22 protein-coding genes are annotated in these 25,222 nt (G+C 57.3%); 12 read left to right on the top strand and 10 right to left on the bottom strand.

Annotated elements, in window-relative coordinates; all coding sequences use genetic code 11:
- On the bottom strand, positions 1 to 1,152 hold the full coding sequence (locus FQB27_RS08635; protein WP_169560535.1) for an acyl-CoA dehydrogenase family protein: 1,152 nt from the start codon (positions 1,150 to 1,152) through the stop codon (positions 1 to 3).
- A 188-nt stretch (positions 1,153 to 1,340) separates the two neighbouring features.
- Here FQB27_RS08635 and hemB point away from each other — a divergent pair, with 188 nt between their 5' ends.
- Positions 1,341 to 2,342 (top strand): porphobilinogen synthase, encoded by a 1,002-nt coding sequence (gene hemB, locus FQB27_RS08630; protein WP_169560533.1) that lies wholly within the window; start codon positions 1,341 to 1,343, stop codon positions 2,340 to 2,342.
- A gap of 52 nt (positions 2,343 to 2,394) precedes the next feature.
- Here the strand turns inward: hemB and FQB27_RS08625 are convergent, their stop codons facing one another.
- Both FQB27_RS08625 and FQB27_RS08620 read right to left on the bottom strand, forming a co-directional pair.
- Entirely contained in the window at positions 2,395 to 3,141 is a 747-nt protein-coding gene (locus FQB27_RS08625; RefSeq protein ID WP_169560531.1) for an SDR family oxidoreductase, read from the bottom strand.
- 3 nt (positions 3,142 to 3,144) lie between these two features.
- The gene (locus tag FQB27_RS08620) at positions 3,145 to 4,290 is read right to left on the bottom strand and encodes a trans-sulfuration enzyme family protein (RefSeq protein ID WP_169560529.1); all 1,146 of its coding nucleotides are present in this window, start codon (positions 4,288 to 4,290) and stop codon (positions 3,145 to 3,147) included.
- 75 nt (positions 4,291 to 4,365) lie between these two features.
- Between FQB27_RS08620 and FQB27_RS08615 the strand changes: the two genes are divergently transcribed.
- Positions 4,366 to 4,806: a CAP domain-containing protein gene (locus FQB27_RS08615; RefSeq protein ID WP_169560527.1), complete on the top strand. Its 441-nt coding sequence runs from the start codon at positions 4,366 to 4,368 to the stop codon at positions 4,804 to 4,806.
- 36 nt (positions 4,807 to 4,842) lie between these two features.
- Here FQB27_RS08615 and FQB27_RS08610 read toward each other — a convergent pair whose 3' ends face one another.
- Positions 4,843 to 5,781 (bottom strand): NAD(P)-dependent oxidoreductase, encoded by a 939-nt coding sequence (locus FQB27_RS08610; RefSeq protein WP_240953460.1) that lies wholly within the window; start codon positions 5,779 to 5,781, stop codon positions 4,843 to 4,845.
- An 86-nt stretch (positions 5,782 to 5,867) separates the two neighbouring features.
- On the opposite strand from FQB27_RS08610, the gene FQB27_RS08605 reads away from it, so the two are divergent.
- On the top strand, positions 5,868 to 8,270 hold the full coding sequence (locus FQB27_RS08605) for a penicillin acylase family protein (RefSeq protein ID WP_169560524.1): 2,403 nt from the start codon (positions 5,868 to 5,870) through the stop codon (positions 8,268 to 8,270).
- Between the two features lie 5 nt (positions 8,271 to 8,275).
- On the opposite strand, the gene FQB27_RS08600 is transcribed toward FQB27_RS08605, so the two are convergent.
- Positions 8,276 to 8,749, bottom strand: coding sequence for a flavin reductase family protein (locus FQB27_RS08600; protein ID WP_169560522.1), 474 nt, complete (start codon positions 8,747 to 8,749; stop codon positions 8,276 to 8,278).
- Between the two features lie 306 nt (positions 8,750 to 9,055).
- Between FQB27_RS08600 and motA the strand changes: the two genes are divergently transcribed.
- Both motA and motB read left to right on the top strand, forming a co-directional pair.
- Positions 9,056 to 9,913 carry a flagellar motor stator protein MotA gene (motA, locus tag FQB27_RS08595; RefSeq protein WP_169560520.1) on the top strand — a complete coding sequence of 286 codons (858 nt, stop codon included), beginning with the start codon at positions 9,056 to 9,058 and terminating at the stop codon, positions 9,911 to 9,913.
- Between the two features lie 26 nt (positions 9,914 to 9,939).
- Positions 9,940 to 10,830 (top strand): flagellar motor protein MotB, encoded by an 891-nt coding sequence (motB, locus tag FQB27_RS08590; RefSeq protein ID WP_169560518.1) that lies wholly within the window; start codon positions 9,940 to 9,942, stop codon positions 10,828 to 10,830.
- A 23-nt stretch (positions 10,831 to 10,853) separates the two neighbouring features.
- On the opposite strand, the gene FQB27_RS08585 is transcribed toward motB, so the two are convergent.
- Entirely contained in the window at positions 10,854 to 11,636 is a 783-nt protein-coding gene (locus FQB27_RS08585) for a class I SAM-dependent methyltransferase (protein WP_169560517.1), read from the bottom strand.
- Between the two features lie 126 nt (positions 11,637 to 11,762).
- On the opposite strand from FQB27_RS08585, the gene FQB27_RS08580 reads away from it, so the two are divergent.
- Positions 11,763 to 12,269, top strand: a complete 507-nt coding sequence (locus FQB27_RS08580; protein ID WP_169560515.1) for an RDD family protein — start codon at positions 11,763 to 11,765, stop codon at positions 12,267 to 12,269.
- On the opposite strand, the gene FQB27_RS08575 is transcribed toward FQB27_RS08580, so the two are convergent.
- On the bottom strand, positions 12,266 to 13,534 hold the full coding sequence (locus FQB27_RS08575; RefSeq protein WP_169560514.1) for an NAD(P)/FAD-dependent oxidoreductase: 1,269 nt from the start codon (positions 13,532 to 13,534) through the stop codon (positions 12,266 to 12,268). The two genes, FQB27_RS08580 and FQB27_RS08575, sit on opposite strands and share 4 nt — an antisense overlap.
- A 172-nt stretch (positions 13,535 to 13,706) precedes the next feature.
- On the opposite strand from FQB27_RS08575, the gene FQB27_RS08570 reads away from it, so the two are divergent.
- The 5 genes from FQB27_RS08570 (at position 13,707) to FQB27_RS08550 (ending at position 19,938) form a co-directional block, all read left to right on the top strand.
- The gene (locus FQB27_RS08570; protein WP_169560512.1) at positions 13,707 to 15,557 is read left to right on the top strand and encodes an SLC13 family permease; all 1,851 of its coding nucleotides are present in this window, start codon (positions 13,707 to 13,709) and stop codon (positions 15,555 to 15,557) included.
- Positions 15,558 to 15,645: 88 nt separating this feature from the next.
- Positions 15,646 to 16,359, top strand: coding sequence for an arginyltransferase (locus FQB27_RS08565; protein WP_169560511.1), 714 nt, complete (start codon positions 15,646 to 15,648; stop codon positions 16,357 to 16,359).
- A 206-nt stretch (positions 16,360 to 16,565) separates the two neighbouring features.
- The gene (locus FQB27_RS08560) at positions 16,566 to 17,657 is read left to right on the top strand and encodes a TRAP transporter substrate-binding protein (protein WP_169560509.1); all 1,092 of its coding nucleotides are present in this window, start codon (positions 16,566 to 16,568) and stop codon (positions 17,655 to 17,657) included.
- A 148-nt stretch (positions 17,658 to 17,805) separates the two neighbouring features.
- On the top strand, positions 17,806 to 18,348 hold the full coding sequence (locus tag FQB27_RS08555; protein WP_206374465.1) for a TRAP transporter small permease subunit: 543 nt from the start codon (positions 17,806 to 17,808) through the stop codon (positions 18,346 to 18,348).
- 3 nt (positions 18,349 to 18,351) lie between these two features.
- Positions 18,352 to 19,938, top strand: coding sequence for a TRAP transporter large permease (locus FQB27_RS08550; protein WP_169560508.1), 1,587 nt, complete (start codon positions 18,352 to 18,354; stop codon positions 19,936 to 19,938).
- A gap of 101 nt (positions 19,939 to 20,039) precedes the next feature.
- On the opposite strand, the gene FQB27_RS08545 is transcribed toward FQB27_RS08550, so the two are convergent.
- The 3 genes from FQB27_RS08545 to recO all read right to left on the bottom strand — a co-directional run bounded on the left by FQB27_RS08545 (position 20,040) and on the right by recO (position 24,771).
- Positions 20,040 to 21,653, bottom strand: a complete 1,614-nt coding sequence (locus FQB27_RS08545) for an AMP-binding protein (protein ID WP_169560506.1) — start codon at positions 21,651 to 21,653, stop codon at positions 20,040 to 20,042.
- Between the two features lie 26 nt (positions 21,654 to 21,679).
- Positions 21,680 to 23,911, bottom strand: coding sequence for a DNA topoisomerase IV subunit A (parC, locus tag FQB27_RS08540; RefSeq protein WP_169560505.1), 2,232 nt, complete (start codon positions 23,909 to 23,911; stop codon positions 21,680 to 21,682).
- Positions 23,912 to 24,039: 128 nt separating this feature from the next.
- Entirely contained in the window at positions 24,040 to 24,771 is a 732-nt protein-coding gene (gene recO / locus FQB27_RS08535; protein ID WP_169560503.1) for a DNA repair protein RecO, read from the bottom strand.
- A gap of 104 nt (positions 24,772 to 24,875) precedes the next feature.
- Between recO and FQB27_RS08530 the strand changes: the two genes are divergently transcribed.
- Entirely contained in the window at positions 24,876 to 25,211 is a 336-nt protein-coding gene (locus tag FQB27_RS08530) for a hypothetical protein (RefSeq protein WP_169560502.1), read from the top strand.
- Positions 25,212 to 25,222 lie beyond the last annotated feature (11 nt).

The raw sequence follows: 25,222 nt of genomic DNA, 5'->3' as shown, positions 1-25,222 counted from the left end.
TTACCCCCGACCCTGACCGTCCTGCAATTTACGGGAAATCACCACACGCATGATTTCATTTGTGCCTTCCAGAATCTGATGAACCCGGGTATCCCGGACGAACCTCTCGATCGGAAAGTCCTTCAAATATCCATATCCACCATGAAGCTGCAAGGCCTCATTGCACACCTTGAAGCCCACATCGGTGGCGAACCGCTTTGCCATGGCACAAAAAAGCGTGGCTTCCCGGTCCTTGGCGTCCAGCTTGGCAGCAGCCTGACGGATCATGAGACGGGCGGCCTCCAGTTCCGTTGCCATATCCGCAAGCGTGAACTGAACCGCCTGAAGATGCCCGATCGGTGCCCCGAACTGTTTGCGATCCGCCGTATATTCCTGCGCGGCCTCCAGACAGGCCCGCGCCGCCCCGAGGGAACAGGCGCCGATATTCAGGCGCCCCCCATCCAGCCCCATCATGGCGATCTTGAACCCTTCGCCTTCCTTGCCAACAAGGTTTTCCACCGGCACCCGGCACCCGTCGAACAGAACCTGTGCCGTGGGCTGGGAATTCCAGCCCATCTTGCGTTCCTGCGCCCCGAAACTGAGGCCGGGCGTGTCATTCGGGATCACAATGCAGCTGATCCCGCCGGCACCCTCATCGCCTGTGCGAACCATGGTCACATAAACATCGGACCGCCCGCCCCCGGAAATAAAGGCCTTGCCGCCGTCAATGACATAATGGTCCCCGTCCCGGACAGCACGGGTTGTCAGCGATGCCGCGTCAGATCCGGCCCCCGGTTCCGTCAGGCAATAACTGGCGAAATGTTCCATGGTGGTCAGCTTGGGCAAGAACTTGCCCCGCACCACGTCCGATCCGAACCGGTCAATCATCCATGTCGCCATATTATGGATGGAGATATAGGCCGCCGTGGACGTGCAGCCCGCCGCCAGTTCCTCAAAAATGATGGCAGCGTCAAGGCGGGTCAGGTTGGAGCCGCCATATTCCTCGCCCACATAAATTCCCGCAAACCCCAGTTCGGCGGCCTGACGCAATTCGTCCACCGGAAAGATCTTTTCCTCATCCCATGTGTCGGCATGGGGGGCAAAAACCTCTTGTCCGAATGATCGGGCCATATCCCGAAAGGCACATTGATCCTCTGTCAGGTTGAAATCCATATGACGTCTCCTCCATTTCCCTTTACAAATTTAGATACGGCCTTCCGCGCACCCTGTCAAACACTCACCTAACGACCGTTAGGTTTTTTGGCAGGCCATGTGACAAAATGCGTCGCCTTAATCATTTGCCCCGCCCCACCCGCAAGGATATATTGACGCAAAATAATCGAGCGAGAGAGAAGCAGGATATGTCCAGACCGAGCCCATCCTTCCCCGGAACAAGAATGCGCAGAACCCGTAAATTTGACTGGTCACGGCGGATGGTGGCGGAAAACACCCTCACCCCCAACGACCTGATCTGGCCGGTTTTCGTGCACGAAGGCAAGGACCACGCCGTTGACATTCCCTCCATGCCGGGTGTCCAGCGCCTGAGCACCGATCTGCTGGCCAAGGCTGCCAAAGAGGCCTATGCCCTTGGGATCCCCTGCATTGCGCTGTTCCCGGCGGTGGACCCGTCCCTGAAAACCGAGGACGGGCGGGAAGCCGCCAACCCGGACAATATCATCTGCAAGGCGATCAAGACCCTGAAGGATGCGGTTCCCGACATGGGGGTCTTGTGTGATGTGGCGTTGGACCCCTTCACCACCCACGGTCAGGACGGCCTGATCGAAAACGGCTATGTGGTCAATGACCGCACCATTGACGCCCTGATCGCCCAGACACTCAATCAGGTTTCTGCCGGCTGCGATATCGTGGCCCCGTCCGACATGATGGACGGGCGCATTGGCGCCATTCGCGGCGCATTGGAACAGGATGGCTATGCGGAAACATCCATCATGGCCTACTCCGCCAAATATGCCTCCGGTTTCTATGGCCCGTTCCGGGATGCGGTCGGATCAACCGGCAATCTTGGCACCGGGGACAAGCGCACCTATCAGATGAACCCCGCCAACTCGGACGAAGCCATTCGCGAGGTCGCCCTTGATATTTCAGAAGGCGCGGACATGGTCATGGTCAAGCCGGGCATGCCCTATCTGGACATCTGTCGCCGCGTGAAAGACGAATTTGGCGTCCCCACCTTTGCCTATCAGGTCTCGGGTGAGTATGCCATGATTGCCGGGGCTGCCGACAATGGCTGGCTTGACCGGGAAAAAGTGGTCATGGAAGCCCTGCTCAGCTTCAAGCGGGCGGGCTGTGACGGCGTCCTCAGTTACTTCTCGGTTGAGGCCGCGAAATATATGCAAGGCTAAACGAAAAAGGGCGAGATATTCTCGCCCTTCTCTTTTTCAGTCTCTTTTTGCTCTAGCGTCCGCCCGACACATCCAGCAACGAACCGGTGATATAGCTGGCCTGATCCGACAGCAACCAAAGGACCGTATTGGCGATTTCCTCAGGCTGACCGCCGCGCTGCATGGGAACAGCGTCCTTGACCCGGTCCACGCGTCCCGGCTCTCCGCCCAGCGCGTGAATTTCCGTATAGACCACACCGGGGCGAACCGCATTCACCCGGATCCCCTCGGTTGCGACTTCCTTCGCCAGCCCAATGGTAAAGCTGTCAATCGCCCCCTTCGAGGCGGCATAGTCCACATATTCATTGGGCGACCCCAGCCGGGATGCAGCAGACGAGATATTGACGATACCCCCGCCCTGCCCCCCGTGGGCTGTGGACAGGCGCCGCACCGCTTCCCTTGCACACAGAAAAGACCCGGTGATATTGGTTGTCATGACCCGCTGCAGCCGATCAAAGGTGATATTCTCGACCCGGTCATGGGTCTCCAGAATTCCGGCATTGTTGACCAGTGCCGAAAGCGGCGCCAGTTGGCTGTCCACGGTTTCAAACATCCGCAGGATATCGGCCTCAACAGCCACATCCCCCTGCACGGCAATGGCTTTCCCGCCCTTTGCCTCAATGGCGGCGACAACGCTGTCTGCGGCGGCCCGGTTTGAATGATAATTGACGCAAACCTCATACCCGGCCTCGGCTGCCTTGATGGCCGTGACAGCCCCGATACCGCGGCTGGCCCCGGTAATGACAATAGAACCCTTCATCAATTATTCCTCCAGCGCCTGTTCAAGGTCCGCAATCAGGTCGGACGCATCCTCAATCCCGACGGACAGGCGTAACAAATCCGTTGGACAGGGGGTGCCTGCCCCCTCAATACTCGCCCGGTGTTCCACCAGACTTTCAACCCCGCCAAGGGAAGTCGCCCGTTTAAACAGCGTCAGGCGCCCGGCCACATTCATGGCCCGCGCCTCGCCCCCGGCAACCCGGATGCTGAGCATCCCGCCGAACCCGCCGGTCATCTGGCTTGCCGCAACCGCATGGTTCTTGTGTTCCGGCAATCCGGGATACAGCACCTCGGCAATACCGGCATGGGTTTTCAGGGCTTCGGCAATTTTCAGGGCGTTGGTTGATGCCTGCCGAACCCGGATCGACAGGGTCCGCATCCCCCGCATCAGAAGCCACGCCTCGAACGGTCCCATCACCGCGCCGCCTGCGGCCCGGATGGTCCTGATCCGATCCCAGAATTCATCCGCCTGCCGGGTGACCAGCGCCCCTGCCAGCACATCGGAATGGCCGTTCAGATACTTGGTGGCGGAGTGCATGACGATATCCGCCCCGAGCTCAAGCGGGCGGGTCAGGATCGGTGTTGCCACTGTATTGTCCACCGCAAGGCGGGCACCGCAGGACCGGGCCACCTCCGCCCAGCCAGCGATATCATCCACCACCCATGTGGGGTTCGCCGGGGTTTCCAGCCACAACAGCCGTGTCTGCCCCGGCCGGACGGCGGCCTTCAGCGCGTCCAGATCGCCATTGTCAACAAAGCTGGTTTCAATCCCCCATTCCGTCGCATAGGTGGCCAGCCAGTTTCTGAGCGACCAGTACATGACCTTCGGGGCAATCACGTGATCCCCCGGCCGAAGCGCCTGAAAAACGGTCACTGCCGCACTCATCCCGGAGGAAAACAGGAAACTGTCCGCCCCCTTTTCCAGCGCGGTCAGGACCGCCTCGGGCTGGTCATAGTTGGGGTTCTGATCGCGGGTATAAACCCGCCCGGACGGATAACCACCATCCACGTCCCGCTCGAAGGTGGTGCTGGGGAAGATACCGGGGATGATCCCCTTAAATTCGCTGTCCATATGCCCCAGCCCCTGCGCAACCAGTGTTTCGGGCCGAACCGTCCGTTCCTTCTTCATAACCGTTCCTTTTCTCACAACTTTTCCCATCAGCCGTCATGTCACTGCCGGATCACACCACCGAGGGGCTGCACCATGAACATGACGACAGAACTTGTTTCCCTGATCAACCGGGAACGCCTGTCCCAAAACCGCCTGCCACTTTCCCTGAACGGCCGCCTTTGTCAGGCGGCGGGCCTGCAGGCGCAGTTTATGGCCGATGTGACCGCCCTCACCCATTTTGGCCCCGGCGATGCCGAACTGGCAGACCGGCTGCGGGCTGCGGGCTACAGCTTTCTGTTCGCCGGAGAGAATCTGGCCTGCTGCCCCTATTCCGCATATGACGCCTTCGCCCTGTGGCAGGACAGCCCACCGCACCGAAAAACCATGCTCTACCCCTCCTACACCCAGGTGGGGGTCGGCGTGGCCTGCGGCCCGGACATCACGGAAGACACCGACACGGCGGCGGATTATTACTGGTGCCTTATTCTTGGCACGCCGCAATCATCAGGGGGCGATGAAGGGTGCCCCTCCTGACCCTGCCGGTGCACAAGTTGCCCCCCGCGCCCGTTTCTATTTTTCACTCAACTTGCGAAGCCGCACAATCAGGCTGGACGTATCCATCCGGCCGCCGCCCATGGCCTGAACATCACTGTAATACTGATCCACAAGGGCTGTATTGGGCAGGGACGCGCCAATTCCCTTTGCCGTATCAAGGCAAATCCCCAGATCCTTCCGCATCCAGTCCACGGCAAAGCCGAAATCAAACTCGTCCGCGATCATGGTTTTGTAGCGGTTTTCCATCTGCCAGCTTTGCGCCGCCCCTTTCGAGATCACCTCGATCACCTTTTCCGCATCCAGCCCGGCCTTCTGCGCGAAGTGAATTCCTTCCGACAGGCCCTGAACAACACCGGCGATGCAAATCTGGTTGACCATCTTGGCAAGCTGCCCGGCACCGACACCACCCATCAGCATACAGGCGCGGGAATAGGCATCGATCGGTTCTTTCGCCCGGTCGAAATCCGCGTCCGACCCGCCGCACATAACGGTCAGAACACCATTTTCCGCCCCGGCCTGCCCGCCGGAAACAGGCGCATCCACGAAACCGATCCCATTTCCGCCTGCCACATCGGCCAATTCACGGGCAACTTCCGCCGATGCGGTGGTGTGATCCACAAACAGGGCCCCGGCCTTCATTCCGGCAAAGGCGCCGTCCGGCCCCAGAACCACGCTGCGAAGGTCATCATCATTGCCAACACAGGTCATGACGAAATCCGCGTCTGCCGCGGCTTCGCGCGGTGTCCCCGCAAAGGCCCCGCCATATTCGGCAACCCATGCCTCCGCCTTCGATGTGGTCCGGTTATACACTGTTACCGCATATCCGGCTTTCGCCAGAAAGCCAGCCATGGGATATCCCATGACACCCAGTCCGATAAACGCCGCTTTTTTGCTCATCCGCCATCTCCCCGTACAAGAATGTTTCTCCTTTTGTATCCATTGGGCCTGTTTCAGAAAAGCGCTAATTTCGATCCTGACGGACAGGTTGCCAAATTCCCGGCTTGGGGTCACAATCCCCTCATATGCGGAAAAGGAGAATTATGATGAAATGGTTTCTACGCCTGACTGCCGGCCTGCTTCTGCTTGTCGCCGTGATCGCTGCGGGTGGATACCTCTATCTTCGCACCTCCCTTCCGCAAATGGACGGTGAAATCCGGCTGGCGGGCCTGCAGGATGAAATCCGCATCACCCGCGATGCCTCAGGCGTGCCGCATATCGTCGCGAACACCCTCACCGATGCCCTGTTCGGGCTTGGGTTTGTCCATGCGCAGGATCGCCTTTGGCAAATGGAAACCAACCGCCGGATCGGGGCGGGCCGCCTGTCGGAAATCATGGGTGATGCCACACTGGATACGGACAGGTTCCTGCGCACCCTTGGGGTTTATGAGGCCTCGCGAAACGTGCTGCCCCTTCTTCAGCCGGACACACGGGACCAGCTTTCCTCCTATGCTGCCGGGGTGAACGCCTTTCTGGGCCAGACCGGCCCCACCCTGCCGCCGGAATTCCTCATACTGGGGGTCTCCCCTGAACCGTGGAAGCCAGAGGACTCGGTTGTCTGGACGAAAATGATGGCATGGGACCTTGGCGGGAACTGGGCGAAAGAGCTGGAGCGGATGCGTCTGATGGCCGTGATGCCGCCGGAAAAGGTGCTGGAATTCTATCCGCCCTATCCGGGAGACCCGGCCCACCCGCTCCCCGATTTCCGGGAGATGTATCAGCAGGCTGGCCTTGATGCGGGCCGCCTTTATGCCGCCGCCCCCGAACCGCTGCCGGAAGGGGCCGGCTCCAACAACTGGGTGGTGTCGGGCGCTCATACCAAAACCGGCAAACCGCTACTGGCCAACGATCCCCACCTTGGGCTGAGCGCCCCGGCCCTTTGGTATCTTGCCCATATCCAGACCCCGGACGTTGATGCCATCGGGGCCACCTTGCCGGGTGTCCCCGCCATTATCCTTGGCCGCAACCAACAGATTGCATGGGGGTTCACCAATACAGGCCCGGATGTTCAGGATCTCTATATTGAGAAAATCAACCCGGACAATCCCGATCAGTACAAAACCCCGACCGGATGGGCCGATTTCGAAAAGCGCGAGGAAACCATCCTTGTCAAGGACGCCGACCCTGTCACCCTGACGGTCCGCAGCACCCGCCACGGCCCTGTCCTGTCGGACAGTCACCGAAAATCTGCTGACATGATGGGGGAAAGCCATGCCTTGTCGCTGGCCTGGACCGCCCTTCGGTTGGAGGATCGCACCCCCGATGCCTCGGCCAGACTGATGGCAGCCAAAAACTGGGACGAATTTAAAAGCGCCATCCGCAACTTCAACAGCCCCCAGCAAAACATGGTCTATGCGGATACGGACGGGAATATCGGCTATTATGCGCCCGGACTTGTCCCCGTGCGCAAACCTGAAAACACCGCCCGCGGCAAAATCCCGGTACCGGGCTGGCTTGCCGACTATGATTGGGACGGATACATCCCCTTCGAGGAATTACCACAGGCCTATAATCCGCCGTCCGGCCTCTTTTACACCGCCAATCACAAAATTGTTCCCGCCAGCTATCCGCATTTCATCACATCGGACTGGTCGGCCCCCTACCGGGCAAATCGCATTCGCGGCCTTCTTGACCATGACAGCAATCACAGCGTGGAAAGCTTCCAGCTAATGCATGGTGATGTCCATTCCCTGATGGCAGAGGAGTTTCTGGAAATCCTGCTGACCACCACACCGGCGGACGATCTATCCCGCGACGCCCTGATCCGCCTGTCCACGTGGGACAGTCACATGACCATGAACGATCCCGCCCCGCTGATTTTCAGCGCCTGGATACGCAACCTGAACAAGGCGGTCTATGCGGATGAGTTGGGCGATATGTTCCCCGATTTCTGGCGCCAGCGCCCCGCGTTCCTGCTGAACGTGCTTCGCAATCGCGGCAATCAGGGCCAATGGTGTGATGACCAGTCCACCCCCGATCAGGTCGAAACCTGTCAGGATATCCTGCAAACATCCCTGCAAACCGCCTTGCAGGATCTGACCGCACGCTTCGGGACGTCCATGCCGGACTGGAACTGGGGGGATGCCCATTTTGCCCACGGGGATCATCTGCCCTTTTCGCGCATACCGGTGCTGAAGGACCTGTTCGATATCCGCGTTCCCTCCATGGGAGGGTCCTATACCGTGAATGTGGGGCGCAACCGCCTGAAGGATGAACAGCAGCCCTTTGCCAACACCCATGCGGCATCCTTGCGGGCCATATACGATTTTTCCGATCTGGACAAATCGCTCTTCATCCACTCAACCGGTCAGTCGGGGAATATCCTGTCCCGTTTCTATGCGGATATGGCAAGTGACTGGGCCGCGACACGCTATCGCCCCATGTCAACCCGACCGGAAGATTATCAGGCAAACGCCATCGGGACGCTGGTTCTGCGCCCCCGATAGGCGGTTCAAAGAACGGGGAACTGGCCTTTATGGAACAACAGGGCGGACCGGCTTGTATCCACCGCCACGTTGGTCACCCGGCAAATGAAGATCAGGTGATCCCCGGCCTCAACCGTCTTGAAGGTCTCGCACTCGAACACGGCAAGGCTGTCCTCGAACACGGGGCTGCCATTTTCCCCAAGGATATGGGGCACCCCGTTGAAGCGATCCTCTTTCGGGGAGGCAAACCGGTCACACAGATGCTTTTGCTCATCGCTCAGAATATTGATGGCGAAAACGCCTGATTCCCTGAATTCCTGACAATGATTGCCTGTATGGCCCAGACTGAACAGGACCAGCGGCGGATCAAGAGATACCGAATTGAAGGAATTCACCGTAATCCCCATGGGCTCGCGCTCTCCGTTCAGGGAGGTCACCACGGTTATCCCGGTAGCAAAGCAACCAAGGGCATCACGAAATGTTCTGGCATCAAATGTCATTTTTTCTGTTACGCTTCAAAAGAACCGATAAATAAAAACTGTAAACGCATTGATCCTGATCAAAGCGGGGGCACCATCCCACAGCTGCCCGTCAAAATCATCTGTTTTTTATGGCAACCGCAGAAAAACCGGCAGAAAATACCGGAGGTGGACGTTCTTCAATCGCTATCATCCCGAGTAGGAATTGTCTCTGGAAAACAATTATTTTAAAATTCACCTTAAAGTTGCTCATGGTTTATTAACCAAATTCAGGCCAAAATCGCGACCACAAGTTACAATTGGACAAACGAGGGGAATTCCAAAGGGATGTTCTGGATTATAGGTGTCGTCGTTACCTTTGGTTGCGTTGCTGGCGGGTACGCCCCGCATGGCGATTTTGGCGTACTGTTCCAACCACTGGAATTTCTGATCATTCTTGGGGCCGGTGCCGGTGCCTTCCTTCAGGGGAACCCGAAATGGGTGATTTTCGGCGTGCTGGGCAACCTTGGCAAACTGCTCAAGGGATCACCTTATGACAAAAAGGCCTATTCCGATCTTCTGACCCTGATGTATTCCGTGTTCAAGCTGGCCAAGACCAAGGGCATGATCGCGCTGGAACCCCATATCGAAAACCCCAAGGACAGCGCCCTGTTCCAGAATTTCCCCAGCTTCACCAAGAACCACCACGCGGTGGATTTCATGTGCGATTATCTGCGTCTCATGACCATGGGAACGGAAAACCCGCACGAGCTGGAAGCGCTGATGGATCAGGATCTGGAAACCCACCATCAGGAACATCACGCCATGGCATCCGCCGTTACCACCCTTGGCGACGCCCTGCCCGCCTTTGGTATCGTGGCCGCCGTTCTGGGTGTGATTGTGACCATGGGTTCCATCGCCGAACCGCCGGAAGTTCTGGGTGGCCTGATTGCTGCGGCCCTTGTCGGTACTTTCTTCGGTATTCTGGTCGCCTATGGCCTGTTTTCCCCCATGGGCAGCAACCTCAATCAGTATTTCGAGGCCGACGGCAAATACTATGAATGTATGAAACAGGGCCTGCTTGCCCACTTGCAGGGCTATGCCCCGGCTGTCTCCGTGGAGTTTGCCCGCAAGACCCTGTATAGCCACGAGCGCCCCTCCTTCCTTGAAGTTGAGGAAGCCTGCAACAACGCTCCGGCGGTCTAGGTCACAGGTAAATCGGTTTTTGAACAATGGCTGACGACGCAAAACCCATCATTGTCAAGAAGGTCAAGAAGGGCGGTCATGGACATCATGGCGGCGCCTGGAAGGTGGCCTATGCCGACTTTGTGACGGCCATGATGGCGTTCTTCCTGCTGCTGTGGCTGCTGAATGTGACAGACGCCGAGCAGAAAAAGGGCATCTCCGAGTATTTCGCCCCCACCATGGCCAGTTCCAGCCGTTCCGGTGCCGGCGGTATTCTCGGCGGACAAAGCATGCAGACCGAAGGGGCCATGGTCTCCAATACCGGCGTACCGTCTGTCGTATCCAGCATTTCCCCGCCCGAGGAGGGCCGCAAGGACGACGCCAAGGAAGACAGCCCCAGTGAAATTGACGAAACCGAGTTTCTGGAACGGCTTGCCGAACTGGAAGAACGGGCCTTCGATCACGCCAAGGAACAGATCAAGCAGGCCATCTCGTCAGACCCTGAACTTGAAGGGTTGGCCGACAATATCATTATCGACATGACCCCCGAAGGACTGCGCATTCAGATCGTCGATCAGTATGACGAAAGCATGTTCGAAAGCGGCAGTGCCAAAATCTCGCCCCGCGTCAAACGGTTACTTGGCAAGATTGCCAAGGCCATCGAGGATCTTCCCAATGGCCTGTCCATCAGCGGCCATACGGACAGCGCCGGGTTTGCCAGCAGCACCTACGGCAACTGGGAACTGTCCTCGGACCGCGCCAATGCCAGTCGCCGTGCCCTGATGGAAGGCGGGCTGGATATTGAACGCATTCGCCGTGTCTCCGGCAAGGCCGATCAGGAACCGCTGATTGCGGATGACCCGTCCAACCCCGGCAACCGCAGGATCAGCATCATCCTGCTGCGCGAGGCACCGGTCCTGCCGCCTGACCTGAAATAGCGTCCTCTGCCGCAGGATTTTTCCTAAAGGGTCCAGATCATCAGGGTGGTTTTGCGGCTGTCCTCAACGGTAAGGGTGCGGTCTGGAGGTACGTCCGGCACAGTGAAACTGTTGCTGATGAACAGGCTTCCGGGCTTCATTTCCTTCTTCGCCTTCTCATAAAGGGCGGGCATGGGAACCGGGGACAGGAAACAGTAAACCACATCGAACCCGGACAGGTCCTGCTTCCAGATATCCTGAAACAGAATGCGATAGTTTCCTGCACCGGCCAACCGGTTCAGCAGAATTGAAATCCCCCAAGGGACAGGGGCGGTTTCAAGACCGAAGAATGTCTGGTTCCGGCGTTTCAGGCTGAGAACCCGCAGCGTCCCGCCAAACCCGCTGCCAAGATCGGCAACGGCCAACCCAGCCCGTTTAGGCAACAGCCTGTGCAAGCAATCCGCCGTGGCCCGGTTGGTCAGATACAGGGGCACCCGGTTGATGGCCACATTCCAGAATACCAGCAACAAGCCGCCCACCAGAACCGGATACACCCAGACCGGCGGATCAAGGATCAGGAACACCACCAGCAGCGGCGGTGCCACCCCTTGAATAACGACCCACCACATGGAAAACCGAAGCAGATAGGTCAGCAATCCCGCCAACAGGCCCTGCGCCACCATCTGCCAGAAAAAGGGTACGCCCATCCCGGTCCAGTTGGCAACATGGGGAAGGATGAACATCCCCAGAAAATACAGGGCGGCCTGAACCCCTGCCGTGACCAGAATGGGGGGCCAACCTGTTTGTCGGGATTCTTTAATTACCATCAAGTGGAAATCCGCATTGTTCCGTGTCTGCAAAAGTGGTGTTACAATCATCTTGCAATCGTGCATACGAGTACCATCTAGTGTAAACAAGAGACAGTTTTTTCTCTTTGGGGAGTGTTTTAGAAAGTGGCCCAGAATAAAGATCCCTTGATTACCCTGTCATCTCTTGATGGCCTCGAGGAAGAGACCCTGTATACAGAGCAACCGGACGATTTTGATGGCGTCCGCTCCAAGCGCGTATTCGCCTATATTATCGATCTTGTCTGTATCTTCTTCCTGACCATTGCCGCCAACGTGATTGCCGCCCTCATGGGGATTATCTCTTTGGGGACCCTGACGCCCATTCTTGTGCTAGCGATCACCATGGTGCCGCTGGGATATCACACCCTGACGGTTGGCAGCCAATGGAATGCCACGGTTGGGATGCGCATGATGGGGCTTGAAGTCTGTCTTCTGGACGGGCGCGAGCCGGACTATATCACCGCGTTCCTTCATGCGGCGCTGTTCTACGTGACAATGGCCCTGACATCCTTCCTGTTGCTGGCAATCTCGCTGTTCAATGCGAAAGGCCGGTTGCTGCATGATTTCATCACCAACAGCGTCATCAAGCGGAGCCACCCCAAACCTGCCTAGAACAGGTCCTTGATCCTGTACCAAAGCAGCGCAAGCGTCAGAAGCGGCGCCCGGAACAGCTTGCGCCCCGGAATATTCCTGTGTTCGATCCGCTGGAAAACCCGCAGCCGGTCATCATCGCCCAAAATGGCATCGGCCAGAATTTCACTGACCACGGCGGACAGCGGAACCCCCTGCCCTGAATATCCGTGCGCCCAGAAAATATTCCCGCCCATGGTCCCGATATCCGGCAGCCGGTTGCGCGTCATGGCGACCTTGCCGGACCATTCGAATTCAATCCGGGTATCCTTCAGTTGCGGAAAGGTTTTCAACATCTGACGGCGCAGACCCCGGTTTCCCGATCTGCCAAACTTGAACGCCTCGTCCTGACCGCCATAAACGATCCGCTGATCCGGCGTCAGCTTGAAATAATCCAGATTGTCATAGGTATCGCAAAAACAGGCCTCGGTTCGGATCAACTCCCGCGCCAGTTCATCCGGCAACCGCTCGGTGGCCAGCATGCCGGAACTGACCGGAATGATCCGGCGGTTGGCCGGGATCTCGAAATTCGACAGATAGGCATTCCCCGCCAGCACCAGATGCGTACATGTCACCTGTCCCCGCAGGGTTTTCACCGTAACGGTTTTCCCCTTGTCAAAGGCCAGCGCCGGCGAGTTCTCGAATATCTGCACAGAGGCCTTGCGGGCAGCGTCCGCCAACCCCAGCGTATAGTTCAGGGGATGCAGATGGCCCCCTTCCCGATCATAAAGCGCCCCCGCATATCGATCCGTGCTGATCCTCTCCTGCAACTCCGCCCGGTCCAACCAAGTGTAACCGGTATAGTCGTAATTCTCTTCGCAAAAGGCCTGCTCTTCGCGCAACCAGCTTTCGTGGGAGCTGTTGGGCACACAATAAAACTCGCCCGGCAACAGGTCACATTCGATCCCGTGTTGCTCGATCCGGCCATACAGGATCCGCTTGGCTTCCTCCGAGAACTGCCACAAAAGCCGGGCATCATCGGCCCCGACCTCAGACGCGGCATCCATCATGCCGGCGGCAAAACCGGACGCGATCTGCCCGCCGCTTCGCCCCGATGCCCCAAAGCCAACACACCGGGCCTCAAGCACGACAACCCGCAAGCCCCGCAAGGCCAGTTCCAGCGCTGTCCCAAGGCCGGTGAACCCGGCCCCGACAACGCAGACATCCGCCGTCACATCCCCGCGAAGTTCCGGAAATGTCAGGCTTTTGTTTGAGGTCGCAAAATAATAATTTGTCTCGGTGGACACGGCTTTCAATCCTTTTGAATAAGGACAGTATAGGGAAAGGGCAGGGAAACAGGAACGCTCAAGGTTCGAACGTATTCTTCATGACAGACAAAATTTTTAATGTTAATTCGGGTCTTTCACTTTAACCTTCTTAAAGAGAAACACACCAGAAACGGCGGATTATTCAAGGACAATGGTTGAATCACAACTACATATGTGGATCGTGTTCGGGTTTATTGCTGTTGCGATGATCTCCTTTGCCAGCGAACGGATCGAACTTGAAATCTCCGCTACCGCTGTAATCGCCGGTCTTCTTCTGCTGTTTTACATCTATCCGCTACAAGACGAAACAGGAAAAATCCTGGTGAAGTCGCGGGATATTCTGGCGGGTCTTGCCGACCCGGCCCTGATCACGGTTCTGGCCCTTCTTGTGGTCGGGCAAGGAATGGTCAGGACGGGCGCCCTTGAAAAACCGATCCGCCTTCTGGTCACCCTTCGACGCCATCACCCGGTCATGGCCATTGCCGTTGTGCTTGCGACCGTGCTGATCATCAGTGCCTTCATGAACAACACCCCGGTGGTTGTGATCTTCATTCCGCTGATGACCGCTCTTGCCGAACGCCTGCACCGCAGCACATCGACCCTGATGATCCCCCTCAGCTATGCGTCCATTCTGGGCGGGATGACAACCCTGATCGGCTCGTCCACCAACCTTCTGGTGTCTGCCGCCGCCGTGCAGGCGGGACAACCGGCCATCACCTTTTTTGACATCACCATTCCCGGTGCCGTGCTTGCGGTTTCAGGGCTGATCTATGCCCTTGTGATCATTCCCCGCCTCCTGCCCAACCGCGAGGCTTCCTCGGATGGGTTGGAGAACCTGTCCGGCAAACAGTTTATTGTCCAGATGGAAATTTCCGCGGACAGCCCGCTGGTGGGGGAAACCGCCGTGGCAGGCCAATTCCCCAGCCTGCGCAATATCACCATCCGCTTCATCCAGCGAAATGACAAACTTCTGCTGCCTCCCTTTGATGACATGGCCCTGCGCCCGGATGATCTGGTGGTCTTTGCCGGAACCCGGAAATCCCTAGCGGAGGCTTTTTCAGACAACCCGCAAATCCTGCAGGACTTCCTGGACACCGAGGAGCCCGCCGAAGGGGATGCCCACGAAATTCACTCTGTCCGGGACCAGACACTGGCCGAAGTGGTGATCGCCCCGGCTTCCCGCATGATCGGCAGAGCCCTGCACCAGATCAATTTCCACTACCGCACGGGCTGCGTGATTGTGGGGATCCAGCGCCGGTCCCGGATGATCCGGACCAGCCGGATGCGGGATATCCGTCTTGAGGCTGGCGATGTGCTGTTGCTGCTTGGCAAGCAGAAGAACGTCATGCAGCTTCGCAGCAACCCGGATGTATTGCTTCTGGAATGGTCCGCCCGCGAACTGCCCGCCCTCGCCCTCTCGTGGCGGGCCCGAGTAATTTTCGGCGCTGTTGTTATTTCTGCCGCGACGGGCCTGCTGCCCATTCTGGTGGCGGCAGTTGCCGGGGCCACGGCCATGATTGCGTCGGGTTGCCTCAACGTGTTTCAAGCCAGCCGCTCCATCGACAGAAAGGTACTGATGCTAATCTGGGCGGCGCTTGGACTGGGGGCCGCCATGCAGGCCACCGGCGGTGCCAGCTATATCGCCGACCAGCTTCTTGGCACCATGCAGGGGGCCAGTCCGGCGTTTATCCTCTCCGCCTTCTTCCTGCTGGTTGCGGTCATCACCAATGTGCTCAGCAACAATGCCACCGCGGTCCTGTTCACCCCCATCGCCATCAGTGTGGCAGAAGGGCTTGGGGTCAGTCCGATGGTGTTTATTTTCGCGGTCCTGTTCGCCGCCAATTGCTCCTTCGCAACCCCCATGGGGTATCAGACGAATCTTCTCGTTATGGGGCCGGGGCACTACAAGTTCATGGACTTTTTCAAGGCGGGGGCACCGCTGGTGGTGCTGCTGTGGATTATTTTTTCACTGTTTGCGCCCTTTTATTACGGTCTTCTTTAGTATTTTAGCGGTTTTTTATCCGAAAATTTGCTAAACTTCCAAAGCGCGTTACCCTCATATTGACGGCAAGAGAGGAACACACACCCTGATGAAACGAGTCGAAATTCCATCACGATTTTTCTTTTCGACTCCGCCTGCCCCCTGCCCCTATCTGACTGGCCGACTGGAACGGAAAATCGTAACCCTCCTTGCCGGAGAGGAGCCCGATCACCTCCACAACGCCCTCAGTCTGGCAGGCTTCAGGCGCAGTCAGGACCTTGCCTATCGTCCAGCCTGCGAGGGGTGCAACGCCTGCATTCCCATCCGCGTCAAGGCCAAGGATTTCACCCTCAACAAGTCGTTCAAGCGAATCTGGAGCCGCAACCGCGACCTGAAAGTCACGGAAAAGCCCCCCCTCGCAACCGATGAGCATTACGCCCTGTTTCACCGCTACCTGACCCACCGCCATTCCGATGGCGGCATGGTCGATATGGATTACAGCGACTATCAGGCCATGGTCGAGGACAGCCCGGTACGCTCCCAACTGGTGGAATTCAGGCGGGCCGACGGCACCCTTTACGGGGTCTGTCTGACGGACCTGATGGATGACGGGCTCTCCCTTGTATACAGCTATTTTGATCCGGACGAAGAAAAGCGCAGTCCCGGCACCTTCCTGATCCTGTGGCACATCCTGCAGGCCAAATATCTGGCCATGCCCAATGTCTATCTCGGATACTGGATCGCCCAAAGCCCAAAGATGTCCTACAAGGAACGGTACCAGCCAGCCGAGATTCTGACCAAGGAAGGCTGGCAACCTCTTTGAGGCCCCGAAATCCGGACAACATTTTGAAAATATAAGGAAAATACTGAAAAAGAGTATTTTTCTGCTCTCCCCAACCATACTTGCGGTTGCCTTTATACAGACTTTTTTTATACTCAACCGTCTAGGGTCGGTCTTCCCGGCTCTTCATAAACAACATCTGCGGATCTTAACAGGGAACCGTAATGTTTATTACAGGGAGAATATAAATGGATCGTCGCTCCGTATTGACCGGCGCAGCAGGCTTGGCTGTTGGTGCCGCGACTTTTGCCAAACCCGCCATCGCGCAGGGCAAAAGAGAACTGAAAATGGTCACCACCTGGCCAAAGAATTTCCCGGGTCTCGGGACCGGGGCACAGCGTTTCGCTGACCGGATCACCAAAGCCAGCGACGGAAAACTGACCGTTAAGGTTTTCGCTGCCGGCGAACTGGTCCCTGCCTTTGAAAGTTTCGATGCGGTCTCTCAGGGAACCGCCGACATGTATCACGGTGCGGACTATTACTGGAAAGGCAAATCCCAGGCCTACAACTTCTTCGCTTCCGTTCCCTTTGGCCTGACAGCCAATGAAATGGACGCCTGGATTCATCACAGCGGCGGTCAGGAACTGTGGGATGAACTGGGCTCCCAGTTCGGGATCAAGCACCTGCTGTGCGGTAATACCGGCGTTCAGTGGGGCGGCTGGTTCACCAAGGAAATCAACAGCCTGGAAGACATGAAGGGCCTGAAAATGCGTATGCCGGGTCTGGGCGGTGACGTTCTCAACAAGATCGGTGCCAATGCACTGGCCCTACCGGGCGGTGAAATCTATCCGGCCCTGCAATCCGGTGCCATCGACGCCACCGAATGGGTTGGTCCGTGGAACGATCTGGCCTTCGGTTTCTACAAGGTCGCCAAATACTACTACTATCCGGGCTTCCATGAGCCGGGCTCCTCACTGGGTGTCGGGATCAACTCCAAGGTCTGGGAAGGCTTCAGCGAGTCTGAAAAAGCCCTGGTTCAGGACGCCGCTACCGCAGAGAACAACTATCTCTATGCGGAATTCAACGCCCGCAACGGTGCCGCGCTTGAGACCCTTGTCACCAAGCATGGTGTCCAGATCAAGAAAACCGCGGATGACATCCTCAATGCCATGGGCGAGGCATCCGGTCAGGTGATGGCGGATGTGGCCAACACGGACAAGATCACCCGCAAGGTCTATGACAGCTTTGTCAGCTTCCGTAAGAACGCCATTGCCATGGGCAAATATGCGGACGAAGCCTATGCCAAGGCCCGTCGCCTTCCGTTCAAATACGGCGGCTAACCCTGAAGGGTCGGAAAATGCAGGCCTGTATCGCGGTGCGGTACAGGCCTTTTTTTCTTCTGCTATTTGCCAAGAAAACAGGTTTCCCTTATAAGGCCACTAGGGAATCCTAATTGTTGATGTTCTGATTTTTCAGGGAGAAAATCATTTGACTGGTCTTGCCTCCATTGCGCGCAGGATCGATGGGTTCAGCGATTTTGTGGGAAAATATGTATCATGGCTGGCACTTGTGATGGTCCTGGTACAGTTCGCTGTCGTCCTTGCGCGCTACGTTTTCGGCATCGGTTCAATCGCCGTTCAGGAAACCATTATCTATTCACATGCCCTGCTGTTCATGCTGGGATCCGCCTATACACTCCTTCATGGGGGGCATGTTCGCGTTGATATCTTTTACGCCGACACCACCCCGAAAACCAAAGCCATCATCGATGCGCTCGGCACCCTGTTCTTTTTGATCCCGGTGTGTCTGGTCATCCTTCTGCTTAGCTGGTCATACGTAGCCAAGTCTTGGGAAATCCTTGAAATCTCCCGCGAGACCAGCGGCATTCCGTTCGTTTACGGCCTGAAAACTGTCATCGTCATTTTTTGTGGCATGATGATCCTACAGGGCATTTCCACCATTCTTCATTCCATTCTGATCCTGACCGGACATGAAAAACCCCATGAAGAAGAAAAGCTGGAGGTCATCTAAGCAATGGAACTTGTAGAGATTTTTGCCATTGGAATGTTCCTTCTGGCTGTTGCCTGCCTCATGGCGGGCTTTCCGGTGGCCTTCACCTTGTCCGGGGTCGCCCTGTTTGTGGCCGGTCTGGGTTGGATTGTCGGCATTTTCGACTTCAGTATCCTTGGTGCCATGCCCTCGCGGGTGTTCGGCAACGCCATGTGGAACGAGGTGCTGATCGCCGTACCGCTCTTTGTGTTCATGGGGGTCATGCTGGAACGCTCCCGCGTGGCCGAGGAACTTCTGGAAACCATGGGTATGCTGTTCGGAAAGATGCGCGGCGGCCTTGGTATCTCCGTTTTCGTGGTGGGCGCGCTGTTGGCGGCCTCAACCGGGATCGTTGGCGCAACCGTGGTCACCATGGGACTGATGTCCCTGCCAACCATGTTGAAGCGCGGCTATGATCCGAAACTGGCAAGCGGGGCCATCTGTGCTTCCGGGACGCTGGGACAGATCATCCCCCCTTCCATCGTTCTGGTGCTGCTGGGGGAACAGATTTCCAATGCTTATGTGGACGCCCAGCGGACCATCGGCAACTGGTCTCCTGAACCGGTCTCGGTTGGGGATTTGTTCGCCGGGGCGCTGCTGCCGGGCTTGATGCTGGTCGGCCTGTACATGCTGTATCAGGTGTTCATGGCCATCGTCAAACCGTCCAGTTCACCTGTGATCCCCCGCGAGGATATCGGCGAGATCGAGGGCAGTTTCATCCTTCAGGTCCTGCATGCCCTGTTGCCACCGGTGATCCTGATCATCGCCGTTCTGGGGTCCATCCTGATGGGCTTTGCCACGCCGACCGAAGCGGCTGCCGTGGGCGGACTTGGCGCCATTCTTCTGGCGGGCCTGCGGTTGGACGAATCCCACAGCAAGCTTATCTATGGCGCGGGTATCAGCATTTTCCTGATGCTGGCACTGGCCAATATCTTTGACCTGCGTGTCGGGCTTGAGGTCTTCTCGACAGGAACAATTGTCGGGCTGGTTCTCAGCGTCCTGCTGCTTTGTGTCGTGCTGTATGGGTTGTTCATCAGCCTCCGCCGCGTTCACAAAGCCGGTATCCTGACGGATGTCTGTAAATCAACCATGGAAATTTCCGCCATGGTGTTTGTCATCCTGATCGGTGCGGCCCTGTTCAGCCTCGTATTCCGGGGTCTTGGCGGGGACGACATGGTTCACGAGTTTCTGACCAACCTTCCCGGAGGTGCCTTTGGTGCCATCCTCATGGTCATGGCGGTCATCTTTGTTCTCGGGTTCTTTCTGGACTTCATTGAAATCACCTTTGTGGTGGTTCCCATTGTGGCCCCGGTAATCTTGCAACTGGATGTCAACCCGGTGTGGCTGGGCGTCATGATTGCCATGAACCTGCAAACATCGTTCCTGACACCGCCGTTCGGGTTTGCGTTGTTTTACCTGCGCGGCGTTGCCCCGCCCGAGGTTACCACCAGCATGATCTATAAAGGGGTCATTCCCTTTGTGCTGATCCAGATTTTCGGCCTGATCCTGCTGGCGATGTTCCCGCAGATCGCCACATGGTTGCCGCAGGTGATATTCGGATCGTCCTACTAGACGGGTCCTGTCCCGACAAAAAAGCCGCAGGTCAAACCTGCGGCTTTTTTATTGGTGGTCAAAACCGAAAAAACCGGCGCCATAACAGCCCCGGTCCCGTCTTAATGCTTTTTCTTTTTCTTCAGGGCCCGGAAATCAAAGATGCCCGGCTGCTCCCGTGGGTCCTCGTCCTTGCTGAAAATCTGGGTTTTCTGAATTTTCTGGGTTCCCGTTGTCGGCAACTGGTCCATGAATAACAGCCATCCCGGCGGCTTGTAATAGGCCATCCGTTCGGCAGTATAATCAAACAGGGCCTGCGCCAGCGCCTCATCGGGCTGCCAGCCCGCCATGGGGACGATACAGGCCATGACCTCTTCTTCGCGAAGATCATCCTTGACCGCAATCACCGCCACCTGCGCCACACCGTCATGGGATTGCAGGACGGCCTCCACCTCGGCGGCGGCGATATTCTCACCGGACCGGCGGATGATATTCTTTTTTCGGTCCACAAAGAACAACATGCCGCTGTCATCCTGAATAACCGTATCGCCGGTGTGAAACCAGCCACCTTTCCAGGCCTCTACCGTGGCCTCGTCATTTTTCAGGTACCCGGCAAAAAAGCCCCGGCGCGGATCATTACCCCGGCAGCGTACCAGCAATTCCCCCGGCTCTCCGCGCGGCAGTTCATTGTCGTTCTCATCAACAATCTTCGCCTCGAAATCCCCTGTGGGGCGCCCAAAGGCCCGCGTATGGATCATGCGCGGCTCGGTATTGACCACAAAGATACGCCCGGTTTCCGTCATGCCCCAAACCTCAATAAGGGGGAAGCCGTACCGTTTCTCGAAAACCTCGTGCAATTCCGGCTCGACCCCGGCGCCAATCCCGAACCGAACCGAATGGGCCGTTTCTTCCGGTGTGACCGGCTGGTTCAGCAGCATGGGGGGCACAACCCCCAGATAATGGATAATGGTTGCCTGTGTGGCGACCACTTCTTTCCACCAACTGCGGGGGTGGAAACGATCGGGAATGATCAGGCAACCGCCGGTCAGGATCATGCAGCCCAGCGAGACAACCGCCGCATTCATATGGAACAAAGGCAGCGGATTATACAGCCGTTCCTGTCCGGTCCGAATGTCCACCAGACCGCCAATATGGGCATACCAGTGTCCGGCCGTCAGGTGATATTCGTTGGTCAGGATGCAGCCTTTCGGCCGTCCGGTCGTCCCGGACGTATACAGAAGCGTGGCTTCCGTCATCAAATCCGGCGCGTCGGTGCGGGCAGGCCGAACCGGTGTCGGCAACCCCTGATCCAGATCCTCGACCCGGACCACGGGTAAGGGCTGTTCCCTGTCTTCGGACACCTTCATCAGGTCCGCATGACGGGCCGCGATACACACGGCCAGATCGGCTTCCGAATGCTCCATCTGATAGAGCATTTCATCATGTTGGTAGTCCGGATTAATCGGAACACAGGAGACGCCCAAACCGTTCAGGGCCAGAAGATGCATCACATATTCAGGGCGATTTTCCAGAAGAAGGCCGACACGATGCCCATGGGCGTATCCGGCCTTCCTGTAAAGCCCCTGAAGGCGCGCCACCTCGTCCACCACCTCCGCATAGGTGAACTCGGCACCGTCCGGATAATAACTTCTCCCCTCCAGCGGCGGCACCGCCAGAAAGGCATTATCCGGAAACCGCTTTGCCGTATCGGCAAAAGCGTCATGTAATGTCTTCATACTCCCCCCAACCCCCTATTAGACTTTTATTGAGTAAATTTATTATTCCTGTTAAAGCCGCGCGGTGCAAGACGCCCTGCATTTCCGCGCCGGGTATACCACCCTGTCAAATCCGTTTCCGTCCGTGTCCGCTCGCCGGACCGCCACGTCAACCCTTCTTCACGGTTGAAAGTCTTGATATCGGACAGTCCGCCATCCCGGTAGCGTTGCAACATGACACCGCGTCCACGGGTCATTTCCGAGATTTCCTCAATCGCAAAGCAGTTCAGCTTGCGGTTATCGCCGATCACCGCAACCGTATCCCCGGTTGCCTCCAGACAGAAGGACGCTTCCACATCACCCGAGACGTTCAGCGTCTGCTTGCCGTTCCGGGTCTGTGCGATAATACCGTTCTCATCCACTATAAAGCCGCGCCCGTCCGTTGACGCCACAATCAGTTTCCGATCCGGTTGGTGAACAAACAGGGCGACAATATCCTGATCATTGCCAAGATCGATCATCAGGCGAACCGGTTCCCCCTGCCCGCGGCCCCGCGGAAGTTTGTCACAGCCCAGCGTATAGAAACGGCCATTGGTTCCCAACAGAACCAGCTTGTCCGTGGTTTCGGCAGTAATCCAGAACTTGCCCTTGTCCCCGTCCTTGTATTTTTCTTCGCCGGTTTCCTGAACATGACCTTTCAGGGCCCGGATCCAGCCTTTTTCGGAACAGATAACCGTAATCGGTTCTTTCTCGATCATGGCTTCCAGCGGAATGTCCGGCACCTCGACAAAATCGCCGATCGCCGTCCGCCGGTTCGAGATTTCGGGAATGTCCTTCAGGGTTTTCTTCAGGTCCCGCAACTCATTGGAAATGGCTTCGCGCTGCAAATCCTCGCTTCCCAGCAGGGCTTCCAGCGTGTTCTTTTCCTGTGTCAGGTTGTCATGCTCGGTCCGCAGTTCCATTTCTTCCAGACGCCGCAGGGACCGCAGCCGCATGTTCAGGATCGCCTCGGCCTGAACCTCGGTCAGCTTGAAGGTGTCCATCAGGGACTGTTTCGGATGGTCCTCCTCACGAATGATGCGGATCACCTCGTCCAGGTTCAGGAAGACAACCAGATAGCCTTCCAGAACTTCCAACCGGTTCTCGATTCGGGCAAGACGATGACGGGACCGCCGGACCAGAACCTCGAAGCGGTGATCCAGAAAGGCCTGCAACACCTCGCGCAGTCCCATGACACGAGGGGTCTGGCTGGCATCCAGCACGTTCATATTCAGCGAGAAGCGGCTTTCCAGATCGGTCAGACGGAACAGCCCCTGCATCAGGACCTCCGCATCCACATTCTTGCTTTTCGGCTCCAGCACCAGACGGATGTCTTCAGCAGATTCGTCGCGAATATCGGACAACAGCGGTATCTTGCGGGACTGGATCAGTTCGGCAATCCGCTCGATCAGCTTGCCTTTTTGCACCTGATACGGAATCTCGGTCACGACAATCTGATAGGTCCCGCGGCCCGTATCCTCAACTTCCCACTTGGCGCGGTGTCGGAAACCGCCGCGTCCGGTCACATAGGCCTCGCGGATATTCTCGGCTTTCTCGACCAGTTCGCCGCCGGTCGGGAAATCCGGTCCCGGCACGAATTCCAGCAGCTTCTCGATTCCCGCGTTCGGGTATTTCACAAGGTGCAGCAGCGCATTACAGAGTTCCAGCGCGTTATGCGGCGGAATGGATGTGGCCATCCCCACGGCGATACCGCTTGACCCGTTGGCCAGCAGATTCGGGAAGGCCGCCGGCAGAACCACCGGTTCCTGATCTTCCCCATCATAGGTCGGGCGGAAATCCACCGTATCCTGATCAAGATCCCGGAGCAGCAATTCGGCAATGACAGTCAGGCGCGCCTCGGTATACCGCATGGCCGCCGCGTTATCCCCGTCGATATTTCCGAAGTTCCCCTGCCCGTCCACAAGGGTGTAACGCTGGGCAAACTCCTGAGCCAGACGGACAAGCGCGTCATAGACGGACTGGTCGCCATGGGGGTGATACTTACCGATCACGTCACCCACCACACGGGCGCATTTCTTGAAGCCAGAGTTGGGGTCCAGCTTGAGCAGCCGCATGGCATAGAGCAAGCGCCTGTGAACCGGTTTCAAGCCGTCGCGAACATCCGGCAGGGATCGGGCCATAATGGTTGACATGGCATAGGCCAGATACCGTTCGCTGATCGCATCTTTCAACGATGTCGGCAGGATTTCACCCGGTTTGATTGGAGACTGCTCACTCATGAATTCTTTTACCCTCGGAACACGGGGAGGCGGATTGCAGGCGAAAGACATTTCCGCCGTGCAGTTATCGGCCGCTCCCCAAGCCACAAATTTCTGATGTTCCTTTTACCCTTTTAGGGCGGCAGGGATCAAATATTCCTTCGCCTCAAGGCATCAATAAATCGCTCTCGCGTCGAAAGAACCACATTTCCATAGTTGGGAAGCAGAAATTTCTGGATGAAGTACCCGGAAAGCGTCAACCCTGCCACCAGATCGGCACTCTCCGCCTCTCCCCCTTCAGGGGACAGAAAGCCCGGCAGGGGCAACAGGCGCTGTTTGTAAATCTCGCCAGCGGCCCGGCTGACGGCCCGGCCCGATTTCGGCGATACAAAAACAAGGTCTTCCGTGCTTCCCGTTGCTGCACACCGGCCAAGGTCGAGGCCATATCCCAGCTCCCGCAGCAGACCCAGTTCCCAGCGCACCAGAAGCGGCCCCCAGATATCCAGATCCCCGGATAATTGCTCCAGCAGATAGCGCGTAGCCTCGAAAAGCGGCGGATGGGGTTCCCGCTCGGGCAGGACAATTTCCAGCAACGCCGTCACCGATCCGCAGGCCAACAGGTTCAGGGGCCGGTCAAACAACAGGGTGGCCAGCGATCGACGGGCCTCAACGGAAAAGGTGCCCAACTGGTCCGCCAGACGACTGTTCCAGCCAAGGCCAACCTCATTGCCCGGTTGCAGGATACCCCTCAGCCGTTTGCCGGTTCCGCCCCGGACCATGCCGGCATATCGGCCATGTTCCCGTGTCAGGGCGTGGAGAATAACGCTGTTCTCCCCGTATTTCCGGGCAGACAGCACCAGCCCTTCATCATTCCATTGCATTGTTCAGCACTATCGAAGATTACCCCGCGACGCAACGGCATTCGCACCTCGTCACAGGTCCCGCCAGCAAAACGTCTAGCTGACACGACAGGAAAGGGAAGAAAATGCCGTTGGATGTGGATATCGCGTTGATCAATACCATTGAAGGTCAGGATCTGGCCTACACGTCCCTTGCCTCGGACACGTCGCTGGAGACGGACGACCTTGTCTGGACCTCCCCGCCCCCTGAAACCCTGCCCCCGTTTCAGTATCACCGCTGCCAATGCACCGGATCATCCGCCGGGTATCAGGTGGCCCTGAAATACGGCCCGCTGATCTGCCGGATCGACATCACCGCGTGGGGGGTTCATTTTCGGAAATCCGTTCCAACCACCCATGATCTTGAGGTGGTTCTGGTCAAGGGAACCCCTCCCTACAGGCTGGAAATCATCCTGCTGTAGGAAGGGTATTT

Source organism: Sneathiella chinensis (genome assembly GCF_012720115.1).
Taxonomy (GTDB): domain Bacteria; phylum Pseudomonadota; class Alphaproteobacteria; order Sneathiellales; family Sneathiellaceae; genus Sneathiella; species Sneathiella chinensis.
This window is presented reverse-complemented; position numbering and strand designations above follow the sequence as displayed.

Coding starts and splice junctions, on each gene's coding strand:
- FQB27_RS08635 (WP_169560535.1), bottom strand. CDS start 1,152: ATGGATTTCAACCTGACAGAGGATCAATGTGCCTTTCGGGATATGGCC.
- hemB (WP_169560533.1), top strand. CDS start 1,341: ATGTCCAGACCGAGCCCATCCTTCCCCGGAACAAGAATGCGCAGAACC.
- FQB27_RS08625 (WP_169560531.1), bottom strand. CDS start 3,141: ATGAAGGGTTCTATTGTCATTACCGGGGCCAGCCGCGGTATCGGGGCT.
- FQB27_RS08620 (WP_169560529.1), bottom strand. CDS start 4,290: ATGAAGAAGGAACGGACGGTTCGGCCCGAAACACTGGTTGCGCAGGGG.
- FQB27_RS08615 (WP_169560527.1), top strand. CDS start 4,366: ATGAACATGACGACAGAACTTGTTTCCCTGATCAACCGGGAACGCCTG.
- FQB27_RS08605 (WP_169560524.1), top strand. CDS start 5,868: ATGATGAAATGGTTTCTACGCCTGACTGCCGGCCTGCTTCTGCTTGTC.
- FQB27_RS08600 (WP_169560522.1), bottom strand. CDS start 8,749: ATGACATTTGATGCCAGAACATTTCGTGATGCCCTTGGTTGCTTTGCT.
- motA (WP_169560520.1), top strand. CDS start 9,056: ATGTTCTGGATTATAGGTGTCGTCGTTACCTTTGGTTGCGTTGCTGGC.
- motB (WP_169560518.1), top strand. CDS start 9,940: ATGGCTGACGACGCAAAACCCATCATTGTCAAGAAGGTCAAGAAGGGC.
- FQB27_RS08585 (WP_169560517.1), bottom strand. CDS start 11,636: ATGGTAATTAAAGAATCCCGACAAACAGGTTGGCCCCCCATTCTGGTC.
- FQB27_RS08570 (WP_169560512.1), top strand. CDS start 13,707: ATGGTTGAATCACAACTACATATGTGGATCGTGTTCGGGTTTATTGCT.
- FQB27_RS08565 (WP_169560511.1), top strand. CDS start 15,646: ATGAAACGAGTCGAAATTCCATCACGATTTTTCTTTTCGACTCCGCCT.
- FQB27_RS08560 (WP_169560509.1), top strand. CDS start 16,566: ATGGATCGTCGCTCCGTATTGACCGGCGCAGCAGGCTTGGCTGTTGGT.
- FQB27_RS08550 (WP_169560508.1), top strand. CDS start 18,352: ATGGAACTTGTAGAGATTTTTGCCATTGGAATGTTCCTTCTGGCTGTT.
- FQB27_RS08545 (WP_169560506.1), bottom strand. CDS start 21,653: ATGAAGACATTACATGACGCTTTTGCCGATACGGCAAAGCGGTTTCCG.
- parC (WP_169560505.1), bottom strand. CDS start 23,911: ATGAGTGAGCAGTCTCCAATCAAACCGGGTGAAATCCTGCCGACATCG.
- recO (WP_169560503.1), bottom strand. CDS start 24,771: ATGCAATGGAATGATGAAGGGCTGGTGCTGTCTGCCCGGAAATACGGG.
- FQB27_RS08530 (WP_169560502.1), top strand. CDS start 24,876: ATGCCGTTGGATGTGGATATCGCGTTGATCAATACCATTGAAGGTCAG.